General features: G+C 72.4%; 13 protein-coding genes and 1 pseudogene. 10 read left to right on the forward strand and 4 right to left on the reverse strand.

Annotated features, from left to right (window positions below):
- Window positions 1-18: 18 nt before the first annotated feature.
- Window positions 19-2,094, reverse strand: coding sequence for a transketolase (gene tkt, locus ABZ858_RS10040; RefSeq protein WP_361374630.1), 2,076 nt, complete (start codon window positions 2,092-2,094; stop codon window positions 19-21).
- A 165-nt stretch (window positions 2,095-2,259) separates the two neighbouring features.
- Here tkt and ABZ858_RS10045 point away from each other — a divergent pair, with 165 nt between their 5' ends.
- Window positions 2,260-3,186: an AraC family transcriptional regulator gene (locus ABZ858_RS10045; protein ID WP_361374632.1), complete on the forward strand. Its 927-nt coding sequence runs from the start codon at window positions 2,260-2,262 to the stop codon at window positions 3,184-3,186.
- A gap of 113 nt (window positions 3,187-3,299) precedes the next feature.
- Window positions 3,300-3,677 (forward strand): annotated as a pseudogene (locus ABZ858_RS10050) (MaoC family dehydratase); the annotation flags it as partial.
- Window positions 3,678-3,695: 18 nt separating this feature from the next.
- Here ABZ858_RS10050 and ABZ858_RS10055 read toward each other — a convergent pair.
- Window positions 3,696-4,541, reverse strand: coding sequence for a hypothetical protein (locus tag ABZ858_RS10055; protein ID WP_361374634.1), 846 nt, complete (start codon window positions 4,539-4,541; stop codon window positions 3,696-3,698).
- 270 nt (window positions 4,542-4,811) lie between these two features.
- Here ABZ858_RS10055 and ABZ858_RS10060 point away from each other — a divergent pair, with 270 nt between their 5' ends.
- The 3 genes from ABZ858_RS10060 to ABZ858_RS10070 all read left to right on the forward strand — a co-directional run bounded on the left by ABZ858_RS10060 (window position 4,812) and on the right by ABZ858_RS10070 (window position 8,011).
- Window positions 4,812-6,149, forward strand: coding sequence for a 6-phospho-beta-glucosidase (locus ABZ858_RS10060; protein ID WP_361374636.1), 1,338 nt, complete (start codon window positions 4,812-4,814; stop codon window positions 6,147-6,149).
- Window positions 6,150-6,473: 324 nt separating this feature from the next.
- Window positions 6,474-7,334, forward strand: coding sequence for a metallophosphoesterase (locus ABZ858_RS10065; protein ID WP_361374638.1), 861 nt, complete (start codon window positions 6,474-6,476; stop codon window positions 7,332-7,334).
- Window positions 7,331-8,011 (forward strand): 4'-phosphopantetheinyl transferase superfamily protein, encoded by a 681-nt coding sequence (locus ABZ858_RS10070; protein WP_361374640.1) that lies wholly within the window; start codon window positions 7,331-7,333, stop codon window positions 8,009-8,011. Before ABZ858_RS10065 ends, ABZ858_RS10070 begins: the two co-directional genes overlap by 4 nt.
- A gap of 49 nt (window positions 8,012-8,060) precedes the next feature.
- On the opposite strand, the gene ABZ858_RS10075 is transcribed toward ABZ858_RS10070, so the two are convergent.
- Complete coding sequence (locus tag ABZ858_RS10075; protein WP_361374642.1) at window positions 8,061-8,288, reverse strand: hypothetical protein; 228 nt, start codon at window positions 8,286-8,288, stop codon at window positions 8,061-8,063.
- Between the two features lie 306 nt (window positions 8,289-8,594).
- Window positions 8,595-9,251, reverse strand: a complete 657-nt coding sequence (locus ABZ858_RS10080; RefSeq protein WP_361374644.1) for a helix-turn-helix domain-containing protein — start codon at window positions 9,249-9,251, stop codon at window positions 8,595-8,597.
- Window positions 9,252-9,476: 225 nt separating this feature from the next.
- Here ABZ858_RS10080 and ABZ858_RS10085 point away from each other — a divergent pair, with 225 nt between their 5' ends.
- From ABZ858_RS10085 to ABZ858_RS10105, 5 genes are all read left to right on the forward strand, one after another.
- Window positions 9,477-10,145, forward strand: coding sequence for a hypothetical protein (locus tag ABZ858_RS10085; RefSeq protein WP_361374646.1), 669 nt, complete (start codon window positions 9,477-9,479; stop codon window positions 10,143-10,145).
- A 296-nt stretch (window positions 10,146-10,441) separates the two neighbouring features.
- Window positions 10,442-11,440, forward strand: a complete 999-nt coding sequence (locus ABZ858_RS10090) for a LacI family DNA-binding transcriptional regulator (RefSeq protein WP_361374648.1) — start codon at window positions 10,442-10,444, stop codon at window positions 11,438-11,440.
- A 99-nt stretch (window positions 11,441-11,539) separates the two neighbouring features.
- Window positions 11,540-12,889 (forward strand): extracellular solute-binding protein, encoded by a 1,350-nt coding sequence (locus ABZ858_RS10095; protein WP_361374650.1) that lies wholly within the window; start codon window positions 11,540-11,542, stop codon window positions 12,887-12,889.
- 3 nt (window positions 12,890-12,892) lie between these two features.
- Window positions 12,893-13,858 carry a sugar ABC transporter permease gene (locus tag ABZ858_RS10100; RefSeq protein ID WP_361374652.1) on the forward strand — a complete coding sequence of 322 codons (966 nt, stop codon included), beginning with the start codon at window positions 12,893-12,895 and terminating at the stop codon, window positions 13,856-13,858.
- Window positions 13,855-14,733 (forward strand): carbohydrate ABC transporter permease, encoded by an 879-nt coding sequence (locus ABZ858_RS10105; RefSeq protein ID WP_361374654.1) that lies wholly within the window; start codon window positions 13,855-13,857, stop codon window positions 14,731-14,733. Before ABZ858_RS10100 ends, ABZ858_RS10105 begins: the two co-directional genes overlap by 4 nt.
- The last annotated feature ends 23 nt before the right edge of the window (window positions 14,734-14,756 follow it).

The following is a 14,756-nucleotide window of genomic DNA, read 5'->3' on the forward strand; positions in this document are numbered from 1 at the left end:
TTCCTTGTTGCGATCGGATCATGCGCGCGCGGCGGCCAGCGAGGCGCGGGCCGCGGCGGCGACGTTCTCGGGGGTGAAGCCGTACTCGGCGAACAGGGTGCCGGCGGCCGCGGAGGCACCGAAGTGCTCCAGGGAGACGATCCGCCCGGCGTCCCCCACATAGCGGTGCCAGGTCAGGCCGATACCGGCCTCGACGGCGACCCGCGCCCGCACCGACGGCGGCAGCACGCGCTCGCGGTACGCGCGGGGCTGCTCCTCGAACCACTCCACGGACGGCATCGACACCACCCGGGTGCCGGTCCCCTCGGCCTCCAGCGCCTCCCGGGCGGCCACGGCGAGCCGCACCTCGGAGCCGGTGGCGATGAGGATCACGTCCGGGGTGGCGGTGGAGGACTCGCGCAGCACATAGCCGCCCCTGGCCGCGTCCGGGTCGGGCGCGTACGTCGGCACGCCCTGGCGGGTGAGCGCGAGGCCGTGCGGGGCCGGGCGGGTGGCGTGCCGCTTGAGGATCTCGGCCCAGGCGATCGCGGTCTCGTTGGCGTCGGCGGGGCGGACGATGTTCAGGCCCGGGATGGCGCGCAGCGAGGCCAGGTGCTCGACCGGCTGGTGGGTGGGGCCGTCCTCGCCCAGGCCGATGGAGTCGTGCGTCCACACGTACGTCACCGGGAGCTGCATCAGGGCGGACAGGCGCACCGCGTTGCGCATGTAGTCGGAGAACACCAGGAAGGTGCCGCCGTACACGCGGGTGTTGCCGTGCAGGGCGATGCCGTTCAGCTCCGCGGCCATGGAGAACTCGCGGATGCCGAAGTGGATGGTGCGCCCGTACGGGTCCGCCTCCGGCAGCGGGTTGCCCTTCGGCAGGAAGGAGGAGGTCTTGTCGATGGTGGTGTTGTTGGAGCCGGCCAGGTCGGCGGAGCCGCCCCACAGCTCGGGCAGCACCTCGCCGAGCGCCTGGAGCACCTTGCCGGAGGCCGCGCGGGTCGCCACGCTCCCGCCCTCCTCGAAGACCGGCACCGCGTCCTGCCAGCCCTCGGGCAGCTTCCCGGTCACGATCCGGTCCAGCAGCCGCGCGCGCTCGGGCTGGGCGCCGCGCCACTCGGCGAGCCGCTTGTCCCAGGCCGCGTGCGCCTCGGCGCCCCGGTCCAGGGCCTGCCGGGCGTGGGCGAGGACGTCGTCGTCCACCTGGAAGGAGCGGTCCGGGGCGAAGCCCAGCAGGCGCTTGGTGGCGGCGATCTCGTCCTCACCGAGCGCCGAGCCGTGCGCGGCCTCGGTGTTCTGGGCGTGCGGGGCGGGCCAGGCGATGATCGTGCGCATCGCGATGATCGAGGGGCGGGAGGTCTCGGCCCGGGCCGCGGTCAGCGCCGCGTGCAGGGCGCGCACGTCGACGTCGCCGTTCTCGTCCGGCGCGATGCGCTGGGTGTGCCAGCCGTAGGCCTCGTACCGCTTCAGCACGTCCTCGGAGAACGCGGTGGCGGTGTCGCCCTCGATGGAGATGTGGTTGTCGTCGTAGAGGAAGACGAGGTTGCCGAGCCGCTGGTGGCCGGCGAGCGAGGAGGCCTCCGCGGAGACGCCCTCCTCCAGGTCGCCGTCGGAGACGATCGCCCAGACGGTGTGGTCGAAGGGCGAGCCGCCCTCGGGCGCGTCGGGGTCGAACAGGCCGCGCTCGTAGCGGGCGGCCATCGCCATGCCCACCGCCATCGCCACGCCCTGGCCGAGCGGCCCGGTGGTGGTCTCCACCCCGGCCGTGTGGCCGTACTCGGGGTGGCCGGGGGTCTTCGAGCCGTGGGTGCGGAACGCCTTCAGGTCGTCGAGGTCCAGCTCGTAGCCGGCCAGATAGAGCTGGGTGTAGAGGGTGAGCGAGGCGTGGCCGGGGGAGAGGACGAAGCGGTCGCGGCCCGTCCACTCGGGGTCGGCCGGGTCGTGCCGCATCACCTTCTGAAAGATCGTGTAGGCCGCGGGGGCCAGGGCCATCGCCGTGCCGGGGTGGCCGTTGCCCACCCTCTGCACGGCGTCGGCCGCCAGCAGCCGGGCGGTGTCGACGGCACGCCGGTCGAGGTCGGTCCACTCGAAGCGGTCGGTCATCTGCTCGCTCATCTTCAAGAAGTCCTCGGAGGAAGCGGGATTGCTGTCGGACGCGTTCAAACTTAAAAGTCTGACTTTTTCGCCGGAAGGTCTCCGTGTGTCAGCCTGTGGTGAAAGTGGGACACCCTCCCGGCGAACGAAGCGGCCGGTGGACGGTCAAGGCGGTACGAGAAGGACATGGCGGACGGAATCACCCAGGGCGGCGGCGCGGCGGGCGGCGGGAGTGGCCGCGCTGAGGCGATCAGGACCTTCCCCTTCCCGGTCGACCTCAGCCTCGGCGGCGTCGGACTCCAGATCGGACCCATGGGCGCGGGGCACACCTGGCACGCCGAGGCTCCTCTGCACCGCGTCCACCGCATCGACTTCCACGTCGTCATGCTCTTCGGCGACGGCCCGGTCCGGCACATGGTCGACTTCGCCGAGTACGAGGCCGCCGCCGGCGACGTGCTGTGGATCCGCCCCGGACAGGTCCATCGCTTCTCCCGCGCGGCCGAGTACCGCGGAACCGTGCTGACCATGCAGCCCGGCTTCCTGCCCCGCGCCACGGTCGAGGCGACCGGCCTGTACCGCTACGACCTGCCGCCGCTGCTGCACCCGGACGCCGCCCAGCGCGCGGCACTGACGGCCGCGCTCGCCCAACTGCGCCGCGAGTACGAGGACACCGACACCCTCCCGCTGAGCCTGCACACCGCGGTGCTGCGGCACTCGCTCACCGCGTTCCTGCTCCGGCTCGCCCATCTCGCGGCCCGCTCCGCCGAGGCGGACCGGCAGCAGGCCGAGCCGGCCGACACGACGTTCACCCTCTTCCGGGACGCCGTGGAAGGCGGCTTCACCCGCAACCACAGCGTCAGCGCCTACGCCGACGCGCTCGGCTACTCCCGCCGCACCCTGGTCCGCGCGGTCCGCGCCGCCACCGGCGAGACACCCAAGGGCTTCATCGACAAACGCGTGGTCCTGGAGGCCAAGCGCCTGCTCGCCCACACCGAACTGCCGATCGGCCGGGTCGGCGCGGCCGTCGGCTTCCCCGACGCGGCGAACTTCTCCAAGTTCTTCCAGCTGCACACCGGGCTGACACCGGTGGCCTTCCGGGCCGAGCTGCGCTGACACCCGGGCGGGGTCCCGCGCGCGCCCGCGCGGGACTCAACGTCGGGTCGGGCCGTGGACCCCTGTCGAAGCCGCGGCTCGCGCGGAGAACTGACGGGTGGTCGCCTCGGCGGGTCACCCAGGCGCGGATCGACACCTTCGCCGACGCCACCGGCGACCACCAGTGGATCCACACCGACCCGGGGCGCGCCGCCGCCGGACCGTTCGGCGCGCCCATCGCGCACGGCTGCCTCACCCTCTCCCTGTTCATCCCGCTCTTCACCGGGCTGCTGGAGGTCGAGGGCGTGACCACCAAGGTCAACTACGGCCTGAACAAGGTGCGTTTCCCGGCCCCGGTCAGGGTCGGTTCCCGCATCCGGCTCGCCGCGCGGCTGGCCGCGGTGGAGGAGGTGCCGGGCGGGGCGCAGATCACCGTCGACAGCACGATCGAGACGGACGGCGGCGGCAGGCCCGCCGCCGTCCTGCAGAGTCTGTCGCGTTTCTACGCCTGACTCGACAGGGGGGAGGGGCTATCCCAGGCGGTAGGAGTACACGGTCGTCGCCACCTTGCACACCCCCGGCGGGACGACCTCGGCGCGCAGCACACCGCGTGCCGCGTCGTAGTCGACGCCCTCCGTCTCGAAGGTGCCCGAGCACAGACTGCGCTGGGGCAGCGCGAACAGGCTGGTCACATGCCCGGTGACCGGACCGCCGTCCAGCGCGTGGGGCAGGTCCACCTGGAGCAGCGGGCGGTCCTCGGGGAACAGCGTCTTCGAGCCGTCGTCGGAGGCGCACAGCAGCCGGGTGTCGTTCACGAAGTCGCAGCCCTGGATGTCACGCACCGGCTTGTCCAGGGTGATCTGCGGGGCCTGCGGCAGCGTGCCGCCGGCCGGCGGTGTGGACGGGTTGAGCAGCGGGGCCGGGAAGACCTGGAGCCGGTTCTGGTCGCCCCACTCGCCCGACACCAGCCACTGGCTGTCGGGCGAGACGGCGGCGAAGGAGTTGTTCACCTTCTCGCCCGCGTCCAGCGGATGGACGTACTCGTAGCGCCGGCCGCCCGGAGTCGTCACCGCGAACATCTTGGAGTTCGCGTCGTCCGCGCCCTGGTAGGCGTCGAAGACGTAGCCCTGTGCGGAGTCCGGGTCGCCGACGTGATTCCAGCCCTTGATCCGCAGGTCCAGCGGGGTCGAGGCGAGCCCCCGGTACAGCAGCGAGCCGTCCGCGCGGGAGGCGAGGCCCTGACTGCCGCTCAGCGAGTCGACGTGGGAGGTGCCGGTCTCCTGCCAGACCGGTGCGGACGCGGCCGAGGAGGAGGTGGCCGCGCCCAGCGTGACGGCCGCCGACAGGGCGGCCACCGCGAGAAGTTGACGTCTCATCATGTTCCTGCCGAGTAGTCGGGGGTGGGGTTCGCATGGAACCACGTATCGGCCCGCCGGGGCACCGTTTCGACACCGGCGGAGACGAACCCGACAGGACTCGGCGGCGCCGGGCCGCCGGGGGGGGGAGGGGCATCGCCCGCGGCCCACCCGTCGAAGCCGGCTCACCGGCCGGGTGGCGTGCGCCGAGTAGGGTGCGGGGCGTGTGGGTGTCGGCCCGGCGGTGGACCCGTCGTCCGGTGCCGTGGGCGTCGCGGGAGAGGTGCGAGGGTGAGGCTGACGATTCTGGGCGGCGGCGGGTTCCGGGTGCCGCTCGTGTACGGGGCGCTGCTCGGGGACCGCGCCGAGGGCCGGGTCACCGAGGTCGTCCTGCACGACCTGGACGCCGGCCGGCTCTCCGCGGTGACCCGGGTGCTGGCCGAACAGGCCGCCGGGCAGCCGGGCGCCCCCGCCGTGCGGTCCACCACCGACCTCGACGAGGCGCTGCGCGGCGCCGGCTTCGTGTTCTCCGCGATCCGGGTGGGCGGCCTCCAGGGGCGCGCCGCCGACGAGCGGGTGGCGCTCGCGCGGGGCGTGCTCGGCCAGGAGACGGTCGGCGCGGGCGGCATCGCCTACGGCCTGCGCACGGTCCCGGTGGCCGACGCCATCGCCCGGCGGGTGGCCCGCCTCGCGCCCGACGCCTGGGTCATCAACTTCACCAACCCGGCCGGACTGGTCACCGAGGCCATGTCCCGCCACCTCGGCGACCGCGTCATCGGCATCTGCGACTCACCGGTCGGCCTCGGCCGCCGTATCGCCCGTGTGCTGGGCGCGGACCCGCGGGAGGCGTGGATCGACTACGTCGGCCTCAACCACCTCGGCTGGGTGCGCGGGCTGCGGGTGGCCGGCCGCGACGAACTCCCGCGCCTGTTCGCCGATCCCGCCCTGCTCGGCTCCTTCGAGGAGGGCCGCCTCTTCGGCGCCGACTGGCTGCGCGCTCTGGGCGCGGTCCCCAACGAGTACCTGCACTACTACTACTTCGGCCGCGAGACCGTACGCGCCTACCAGGAGGCGGAGAAGACGCGCGGCGCGTTCCTGCGCGACCAGCAGGCCCGGTTCTACGAGGAGGTACGGGACCCGGCGGCGCCGGCGCTCGACGCGTGGAACCGTACCCGGGCCGAGCGCGAGGCCACCTACATGGCCGAGAACCGGGAGGCCGCCGGAGCGGGGGAGCGGGAGGCCGACGACCTCTCGGGCGGTTACGAGAAGGTGGCCCTCGCCCTGATGCGGGCCATCGCCCGCGACGAGCGCACCACGCTCATCCTCAACGTCCGCAACCGCGGCACCCTTTCGGCGCTGGACTCCGAGGCGGTCGTCGAGGTGCCCTGCCTGGTCGACGCGAACGGCGCGCATCCCGTCTCGGTCGCCCCGCTGCCCGGCCACGCCACCGGGCTGGTCTGCTCGGTCAAGGCGGTCGAGCGCGAGGTGCTCGCCGCGGCCGGCTCGGGCTCGCGTGCCGCGGCGGTGAAGGCCTTCGCGCTGCACCCGCTCGTCGACTCGGTGAACATCGCCCGCGCGCTGGTCGAGGACTACACGGAGGTCCACCCCGGCCTGGCCTACCTCAAGTAGCCACCAGAGCCCGGCACATGCCGGGGCGGCCGGTCGCTCCCCCGTTGAGCGACCGACCGCCCTGACCCCCCGTTCCCCCGTGCTCCCCCGATTTCCCCCGTTCTCTCCCCGTCCCCCGCCTTTCCCCGTCCCCTACCTTTCAGAGTCCGTGGTACGGACCCTGATACACCCCGGGCGAAGAATCTCGCGGAAAAAAAATTCCCCTCCCCGGGCACCGGATCACGCCACCGCCGACGGCCGTGGCCCCGGAACACCTTGTCCCCACCTCGGCCGGTGTGATCTCGTGGGGAGCATCGGGCGGGCGGACGACGGGGAGGACGAGAGGTGACGGCGACGGTCGGGGGTGCCGGGCGGCTGCTGGCCATCAGCGACCTGCACATCGGCTACGAGGAGAACCGGGCCCTGGTCGAACGCATGGAGCCCGGCTCCGACGACGACTGGCTGATCGTGGCCGGGGACGTCGCGGAGACCGTCACCAGCATCCGCTGGGCGCTGAAGACACTGGCGGGCCGCTTCCGCAGGGTCCTGTGGGCGCCGGGCAACCACGAGCTGTGGACCCACCCGAAGGACACCGTCACCCTGCGCGGCGTCGCCCGCTACCAGTACCTCGTCGAACTCTGCCGCGACCTGGGCGTGACGACCCCCGAGGACCCCTACCCGGTGTGGGCGGGCCCCGGCGGCCCGGTGGCCGTGGCGCCGCTGTTCCTGCTGTACGACTACTCCTTCCTGCCGGAGGGCTGCGCCACCAAGGAGGAGGGACTCGCCTACGCGCACGGCACCGGCATCGTGTGCAACGACGAGTACCTGCTGCACCCCGACCCGTATCCGAGCCGGGAGGCCTGGTGCCGGGCCCGGGTCGCCGAGACGGAACGCCGGCTCACCGCGCTCCCCGACGACCTGCCCACCGTGCTCGTCAACCACTATCCGCTGGACCGGCATCCGATGGACGTGCTCTGGTACCCCGAGTTCGCCATGTGGTGCGGCACCCGGCTCACCGCCGACTGGCACCGCAGGTTCCGGGTGGCCGCCATGGTCTACGGCCATCTGCACATCCCGCGGACCACCCGGCACGAGGGCGTCCGGTTCGAGGAGGTGTCGGTGGGCTACCCCCGTGAATGGCGCAAGCGGGACCAGCCGCCGGGCCGGTTGCGCCGCATCCTGCCCCCGGAGGACGAGAACCCGTGATCGAAGAGCTGCTTCCCGCCCCGGTGGTGGCGGTGGAGGCGCACGGCGAGGCGAGCGACGGCCACGCCCCGCTGTACCCGGAGGAGGAGGCGGTCATGGCGCGGGCGGTCGCCAAGCGCCGCGGCCAGTTCGCCACCGTACGGGACTGCGCCCGCCGCGCCATGGAGAAGCTCGGCGTGCCGGCGCAGCCCGTCCTGCCCGGCCGCAGCGGCGCCCCGCGCTGGCCGGACGGCCTGATCGGCAGCATGACCCACTGCGACGGCTACCACGCCGCCGCCCTGGCCCGGGCCACCGACCTGGCCTCCCTGGGGATCGACGCCGAACCGCACGAGCCGCTCCCGGAAGAGGTCCTGCCCGCCGTCACCCTGCCCGCCGAGCGCGACCGGCTGGACCTCCTGGCGCAGCGGATGCCGCACGTGCACTGGAACCGGCTGCTGTTCAGCGCCAAGGAGTCCGTCTACAAGGCGTGGTTCCCGCTGACCGGCGCCTGGCTCGACTTCAAGGAGGCCGACGTCGACCTCCACGCGGACCCCGGCGCCGCGCTCTCCGGCGGATTCCGGGCCGAACTGCTCGTCGAGGGACCGCTGGTGGGCGGAGGCCGCCTCACCGGCTTCACGGGACGCTGGGCCGTGCGCCAGGGGCTGCTGGTCACGGCGGTGACCGTCCCGCACCCCTGAGCGGCCCCGGCGAACGAATCCGGCCACCCGCCCCCTCACCGCAGTTCCTTCACAGCCGCGGGCACCACTGGCGTACGAGCCGGAAGAACGCCTCCTCGCTGCCCGTGAGTCCCGCGCCCGCCAGGGCGTGTTCCGCCTCGGCGAGGACGGCGGGCGGGACCAGCGGCGGCCCACCGGTGCCCGCGGGATGGTCGAAGGCGGCGCGCACGGTGTGCAGCAGCCGCAGATACGCTTGGACGGCGGTGCGCTCGCGGTCGGTCAGTACGGCGGTCGCCATGGCTCGCTCCCCGGTTTCGGCGTCGCACGGTCACGCGTCCGCCCGGTCGGCCCGGACGGCGCCGCGCCCCCGCACGGCGGCGACGCGTCCACCAGCTTGCCGCGCCCCACTGACAATGCCCCCGCGCCCGGCTCCGGTTCGCCCACTCGGCGCAGCGCGACCGCGGCAGAGCCGCAGGCGGGGCGCGCCGGGCCGAACGCCCTCACGCATTCCGGAAAGCGGCCCGGAAAGTGGTCAGGACAGCGATCAGGAAAGCGGTCAGGACAGCGGCTCGGAAAGCCGCCCGGAGGGCCGCGGTGGCGCTCCTCACTCCTCGGGTCGCTTGACGCTCTCCAGGAGCATGTCCAGCCACTCGGCGACCTTGTCCCGGTGCTGGTCGGTGGGCAGTTGGGCGGCCCGCCAGGCGATCCCGCGTACCCCGTGGTTCTCAAGCAGCCGTTCCAGCGGGTCGTCGGCGGCCGAGGCCGCCGCCCGCTCGCGGTCGGCGAGCCGCTGGAGCAGTTCCTGCTCGGTGCGCTGCAACGCCCCGGCGAGCGCCTCGGGGTCCTCGGCGGTGAGGAAGCCGGCGTGCACCCGGAAGAACCGCTGGATGGCGTCGCAGTGCTCCATGGTGGGGCGCCGGTCGCCGTTGATGAGGGCGCCCGCCTGCTGCCGCGACATGCCGGCGCCGTCCGCGATCTCCTGCTGGGTGTAGCGCCGCCCGTTGGGCTTGAGCCGGGTGCGGCGCAGCAGGTCCAGCCGCTGCAGGAACCGGGCCTGCACGTCCGGTTCGCCCGCGTCGCGGCCGCCGAGCAGCGAGGTGACCACGGCCTGCGGCACCCCGCAGGCCACGGAGAGGCGGGCGACGCCGAAGACCTGGGCCTGGGGCACGCCGAGCCGGTCGGCGAGCGCGGTGACACGTGCGACGACCGCCGGCAGCGCAGCCGGCACCGTGGTGCCCGGATCCTCGATGCCGTCCGTCACCGACAGATCTCCTACGTCTCTCACCGACTCTTCACAGGTCGGGGTGGCGGGAACTTCCCGGAGAGTAGCCGGTCGCCCGATCCCGCATCCAGGTCTCGCCACAACTGTGGCCAATTTCAGCCGTCAACCAGCATGAAATGCCACGATAGTTGACATGGCTCGCGTCGGCGCAGGAGGATCAAGGCGCCGCGTGAAGGCCGCAGAGGCAAGAGGGGTGACCTCCCGATGGCATTTCAGGCAGGAGGGCAGCGGCCGGCGCCGCGGTCCGTTCCCGTCCGACCCGAGGCGCAGGCCTATCTGCAGGACTACGCCACCTTCCTGGAGGCCGTCTCCTTTCCCTCACTCGTCATCGACCACTCCTGGGACGTGGTGCTGGCCAACAGCGCCTTCACCGCGCTCTTCCGGGAGATCGGCCCGCACCCGACGGCCATGCCGGGCGACAACTTCCTGCGGTTCGTGCTCTTCCACCCGGACGCGGGCACGGTCCTCGGCGACCACGAGTCCCGCTGGTGCCTGCCGATGCTGGCCGCCTTCTCGGCCACCCTGGAGCGCTGCGGCCCCGACCAGGGGCTCCACTCCATCCGCCAGGACATCGCCCAGGACCCGATCATGGAGGCCGCCTACCGGCACGGCCTGCCGCACTGGATCCGCGCGGTCGGCGAGTCGGCCGCCGAGTCCGACGGCGCCGTCCGTCCGGTGCTGCACCCCGACCCGCGCTGGGGCGCCACCGAGTGCCGTATCGTCGAGGAGGCCCCGGCGACCCTGCGCGACCTGGGCTACACCCGGCTCACCCTGGTGCTGCGCGAGTCCCGCCCCGCCCCGGCCCCGCGCAGGCCGCGCCGCGCCCACCGCCCGGCCGGTCACCTCAGCGTGGTGCCGGACTCCGGGACCTGACCCGGCACCGTCGGCGTTCAGGTCGCCGACGGCGCCGGGCGGGCCACACCGGACCCCGTCCCCGGTCACCGCCCGCCCTCCCTGGCCACGGGCACGCCCCGGCAGGCCCGCTCCAGCCCCGCCGCGAAGCCCGGCGGCATCCCCGTAGCGCCTCGCGCGGCCACGCACGCACCGCGCACTGCGGACCACAGCGCGCCGCGCACCACAGCACATCGCGCGCCAGCCCCGTAGACGCGGCCCCCACTCACCTCCACACTTCGCAAGTCACTTGCACTGCTTGCGCTATTCTTGCGCGCATGACACGACGACTTGCGGAAGTGGCGAAGAAGGTCGGAGTCAGCGAGGCCACGGTCAGCCGGGTCCTCAACGGCAAGCCCGGAGTCTCCGACGCCACCCGGCAGGCGGTCCTGACCGCGCTGGACGTGCTCGGCTACGAGCGCCCCACCCAGCTGCGCGGCGAACGCGCCCGGCTGGTCGGCCTGGTCCTGCCCGAGTTGCAGAACCCCATCTTCCCGGCCTTCGCCGAGGTCATCGGGGGCGCGCTGGCCCAGCTCGGCCTGACGCCCGTGCTGTGCACGCAGACCAAGGGCGGTGTCTCCGAGGCGGACTACGTCGAGCTGCTGCTGCAACAGCAGGTCTCCGGGGTCGTCTTCGCCGGCGGCCTCTACGCCCAGTCGGACGCGCCCCACGACCACTACCGGCTGCTCGCCGACCGGAACATCCCCGTGGTGCTGGTCAACGCGGGCATCGAGCACCTCGGCTTCCCGTCGGTCTCCTGCGACGACGCGGTCGCGGTGGAGCAGGCATGGCGCCACCTGGCCTCCCTCGGCCACGAGCGGATCGGACTGGTCCTCGGCCCCGGCGACCATGTGCCCTCCGCCCGCAAGCTGGCGGCGGCCCGCGCCCTCCGCCCCGAGCTGCCCGAGGAGTTCGTCGCGCGCGCCATCTTCTCCATCGAGGGCGGCCACGCGGCGGCGGCCAAGCTCATCGACCGGGGTGTCACCGGGTTCATCTGCGCCAGCGACCCGCTCGCCCTCGGTGTCGTGCGGGCCGCCAGGCGCCGGGGGCTCGGCGTCCCCTCGGCGATCTCGGTGGTGGGCTACGACGACTCGGCGCTGATGAACTGCACCGAGCCGCCCCTGACCACCGTCCGGCAGCCCATCGAGTCCATGGGCAAGGCCGCCGTGGAACTGCTCAACGCCCGGATCGGCGGCAGCGCCGTACCGGCCGACGAGCTGCTGTTCGAACCGGAACTGGTGGTGCGCGGCTCCACCGCGCAGGCGCCCCGCGACTGACTGTCAAATAATTTCAGATTCTGCGCGACATCTTGCGAAGACCTGTCGCCGGTGCTTGAGTGTGCGGCGCCCACCGCTCCTGTCCAGAGGGGTCCACCGATGAGAAGCACCGGGTTCCGTCACGTTGCCGCCGCGATCGGCGTCTGCTCCCTCGCCCTCGCCGTGACGTCGTGCGGATCGCACGACGACGCGTCGGCGAACGGCAAGACCCGCATCACGGTCAACTGCGAGCCGCCCAAGAGCGCCAGGACCGACCGGAAGTTCTTCGACGAGGACGTGGCGTCCTTCGAGAAGCAGCACCCGGACATCGACGTCGTCCCGCACGACGCGTTCCCCTGCGAGGACCCCAAGACGTTCGACGCCAAACTGGCCGGCGGGCAGATGGAGGACGTCTTCTACACGTACTTCACCGACGTCAGGCACGTCGTCGCCACCGGCCAGGCGGCCGACCTCACCCCGTACGTCAAGGAGCTGAAGAGCTACGGCACGCTCCAGCAGCAGCTGCGCGGCATCTACACCGTGGACGGCAAGGTCTACGGCATCCCGCGCACCGGCTACTCGATGGGCCTGATCTACAACAAGAAGCTCTTCCAGCAGGCCGGCCTCGACCCGGAGAAGCCCCCGGCCACCTGGGAGGAGGTCCGCGCCGACGCCAAGCGGATCGCCGCGCTCGGTGACGGCACCGTGGGCTACGCCGACTACAGCGCCCAGAACCAGGGCGGCTGGCACTTCACCGCCGAGCTGTACTCCCAGGGCGGCGACGTCGTCAGCGCCGACGGCGAGAAGGCCACCGTCGACACCCCCGAGGGCCACGCCGTCCTGCAGAACCTGCACGACATGCGCTGGAGCGACGACTCCATGGGCAGCAAGCAGCTCCTGGTCATCAACGACGTCCAGCAGCTGATGGGTTCGGGCAAGCTCGGCATGTACCTGGCCGCCCCGGACAACATCCCGATCCTGGTCAAGGAGAAGGGCGGCGACTACAAGGACCTCGCCCTCGCCCCCATGCCCGGCGGCAAGGCCACCCTCGTCGGCGGCGACGGCTACATGTTCAGCAAGAAGGACACCCCCGCCCAGATCCGGGCCGGCCTCCAATGGCTCGACCACATGTTCCTCACCCCCGGCAAGGGCTTCCTCGGCGACTACGCCCGCGCCAAGGCGAACGACGCCCCGGTCGGCCTGCCCGAGCCCCGGCTGTTCACCGGCGCCGCCGACGCCACCGACCAGCAGGTCAAGAAGGCCAACGCCAACGTCCCCGTGGACAACTACCAGTCCTTCCTGGACGGCAACCAGAAGCTCAGGCTGAAGGTGGAGCCGGCCGACGCCCAGCAGATCTACTCCGTCCTGGACGGCGTGGTCTCCGCCGTCCTCACCAAGAAGGACGCCGACATCGACCACCTGCTGGAGGACGCCTCCGGCAAGATCGACGGCATCCTGGCCCGGAGCTGACCGGTGACGACCAAGACGGCCGAGCGGCGGCCCGCCGGGACCATCGCCGTCCCCCCGCCGCCGGCGCCGCCCCGCCCGGGGGAGCGCGGGCGGCGCCGCCTGGCCGAGCAGGCCCGCGCCTACGCCTTCCTGCTCGGCGGACTGATCTGCTTCGCGCTGTTCTCCTGGTACCCGGCGGTCCGCGCGGTCGTGATCGCCTTCCAGAAGTACACCCCCGGCCAGGCCCCCCAGTGGGTCGGCACCGCCAACTTCACCCACGTCCTGCACGACCCCGAGTTCGGCGCCGCCTGGCGCAACACCCTCACCTTCACCGGGCTCGCCCTGCTCATCGGCTTCGCCGTCCCCTTCGTGCTGGCCCTCGTCCTCAACGAACTGCGGCACGCCAAGGCGTTCTTCCGGGTCGTGGTCTACCTGCCGGTGATGATCCCGCCGGTGGTCAGCGCCCTGCTGTGGAAGTGGTTCTACGACCCCGGCGCCGGGCTCGCCGACGAGACGCTGCGCGCCCTGCACCTGCCCACCTCGAACTGGACCAACGGAGCCGACACCGCCCTGGTCTCCCTGGTCCTCGTCGCCACCTGGGCCAACCTGGGCGGCACCGTCCTCATCTACCTCGCCGCCCTCCAGTCCATCCCCGGCGAGCTGTACGAGGCCGCCGAACTGGACGGCGCGAACCTGCTCCAGCGCATCCGGCACGTCACCGTCCCGCAGACCCGGTTCGTGATCCTGATGCTGATGCTCCTCCAGGTCATCGCCACCATGCAGGTCTTCACCGAACCCTTCGTGATCACCGGTGGCGGCCCGGAGAGCGCCACGGTCACCGTGCTCTACCTCATCTACAAGTACGCCTTCCTCTACAACGACTTCGGCGGCGCCTGCGCGCTGAGCGTGATGCTGCTCGTCCTGCTCGGCGCCTTCTCCGCGCTGTACCTGCGGCTGACCCGCTCCGGCTCCGGCGAGGAGGACGCATGAGCAGCACCCGTACCCTCGTCTCCCCGGCGGCCCTGGCCCGCCCGCGCGGCAAGGCCCTCTACTGGACCGTCTTCACCGGCGTGGTGGTGCTGTTCACCCTCGCCTTCCTCTTCCCCGTCTACTGGATGGTGACCGGCGCCATGAAGTCGCCGGACGAGGTGGCGCGGACCCCGCCGACCCTGGCGCCCGAGCACTGGAGCGTGCACGCCTACACCGACGCCTGGGACCTGATGCAGCTGCCGCAGCACCTGTGGAACACGGTGGTCCAGGCGGCCGGCGCCTGGGCCTGCCAGCTGGTGTTCTGCACGGCCGCCGCCTACGCCCTGTCCAGGCTGCGGCCGGCCTTCGGCAAGGTGATCCTCGGCGGCATCCTCGCCACCCTGATGGTCCCGGCCCAGGCCCTGGTCGTGCCCAAGTACCTGACCGTCGCCGACCTGCCGCTGATCCACACCAGCCTGCTCAACGACCCGCTGGCGATCTGGCTGCCGGCCGTCGCCAACGCCTTCAACCTCTACCTGCTCAAACGGTTCTTCGACCGGATACCGCGCGATGTGCTGGAGGCCGCCGAGATCGACGGCGCCGGAAAGCTGCGCGTCCTGTGGTCCGTCGTGCTGCCGATGTCACGGCCCGTGCTCGGCGTGGTGTCGATCTTCGCGCTGGTCGCCGTCTGGCAGGACTTCCTGTGGCCGCTGATGGTCTTCTCCGACACCGCCCAGCAGCCCATCAGCGTGGCCCTGGTCCAGCTGTCGCAGAACATCCAGCTGACCGTGCTCGTCGCCGCCATGGTGATCGCCAGCATCCCGATGGTCGCGCTCTTCCTCGTCTTCCAGCGGCACATCATCGCCGGGATCGGCGCGGGCAGCACGAAGGGCTGACACCGACCGCCCGCCTACAGAAA

Source organism: Streptomyces sp. NPDC047017 (assembly GCF_040644175.1).
GTDB lineage: Bacteria > Actinomycetota > Actinomycetes > Streptomycetales > Streptomycetaceae > Streptomyces.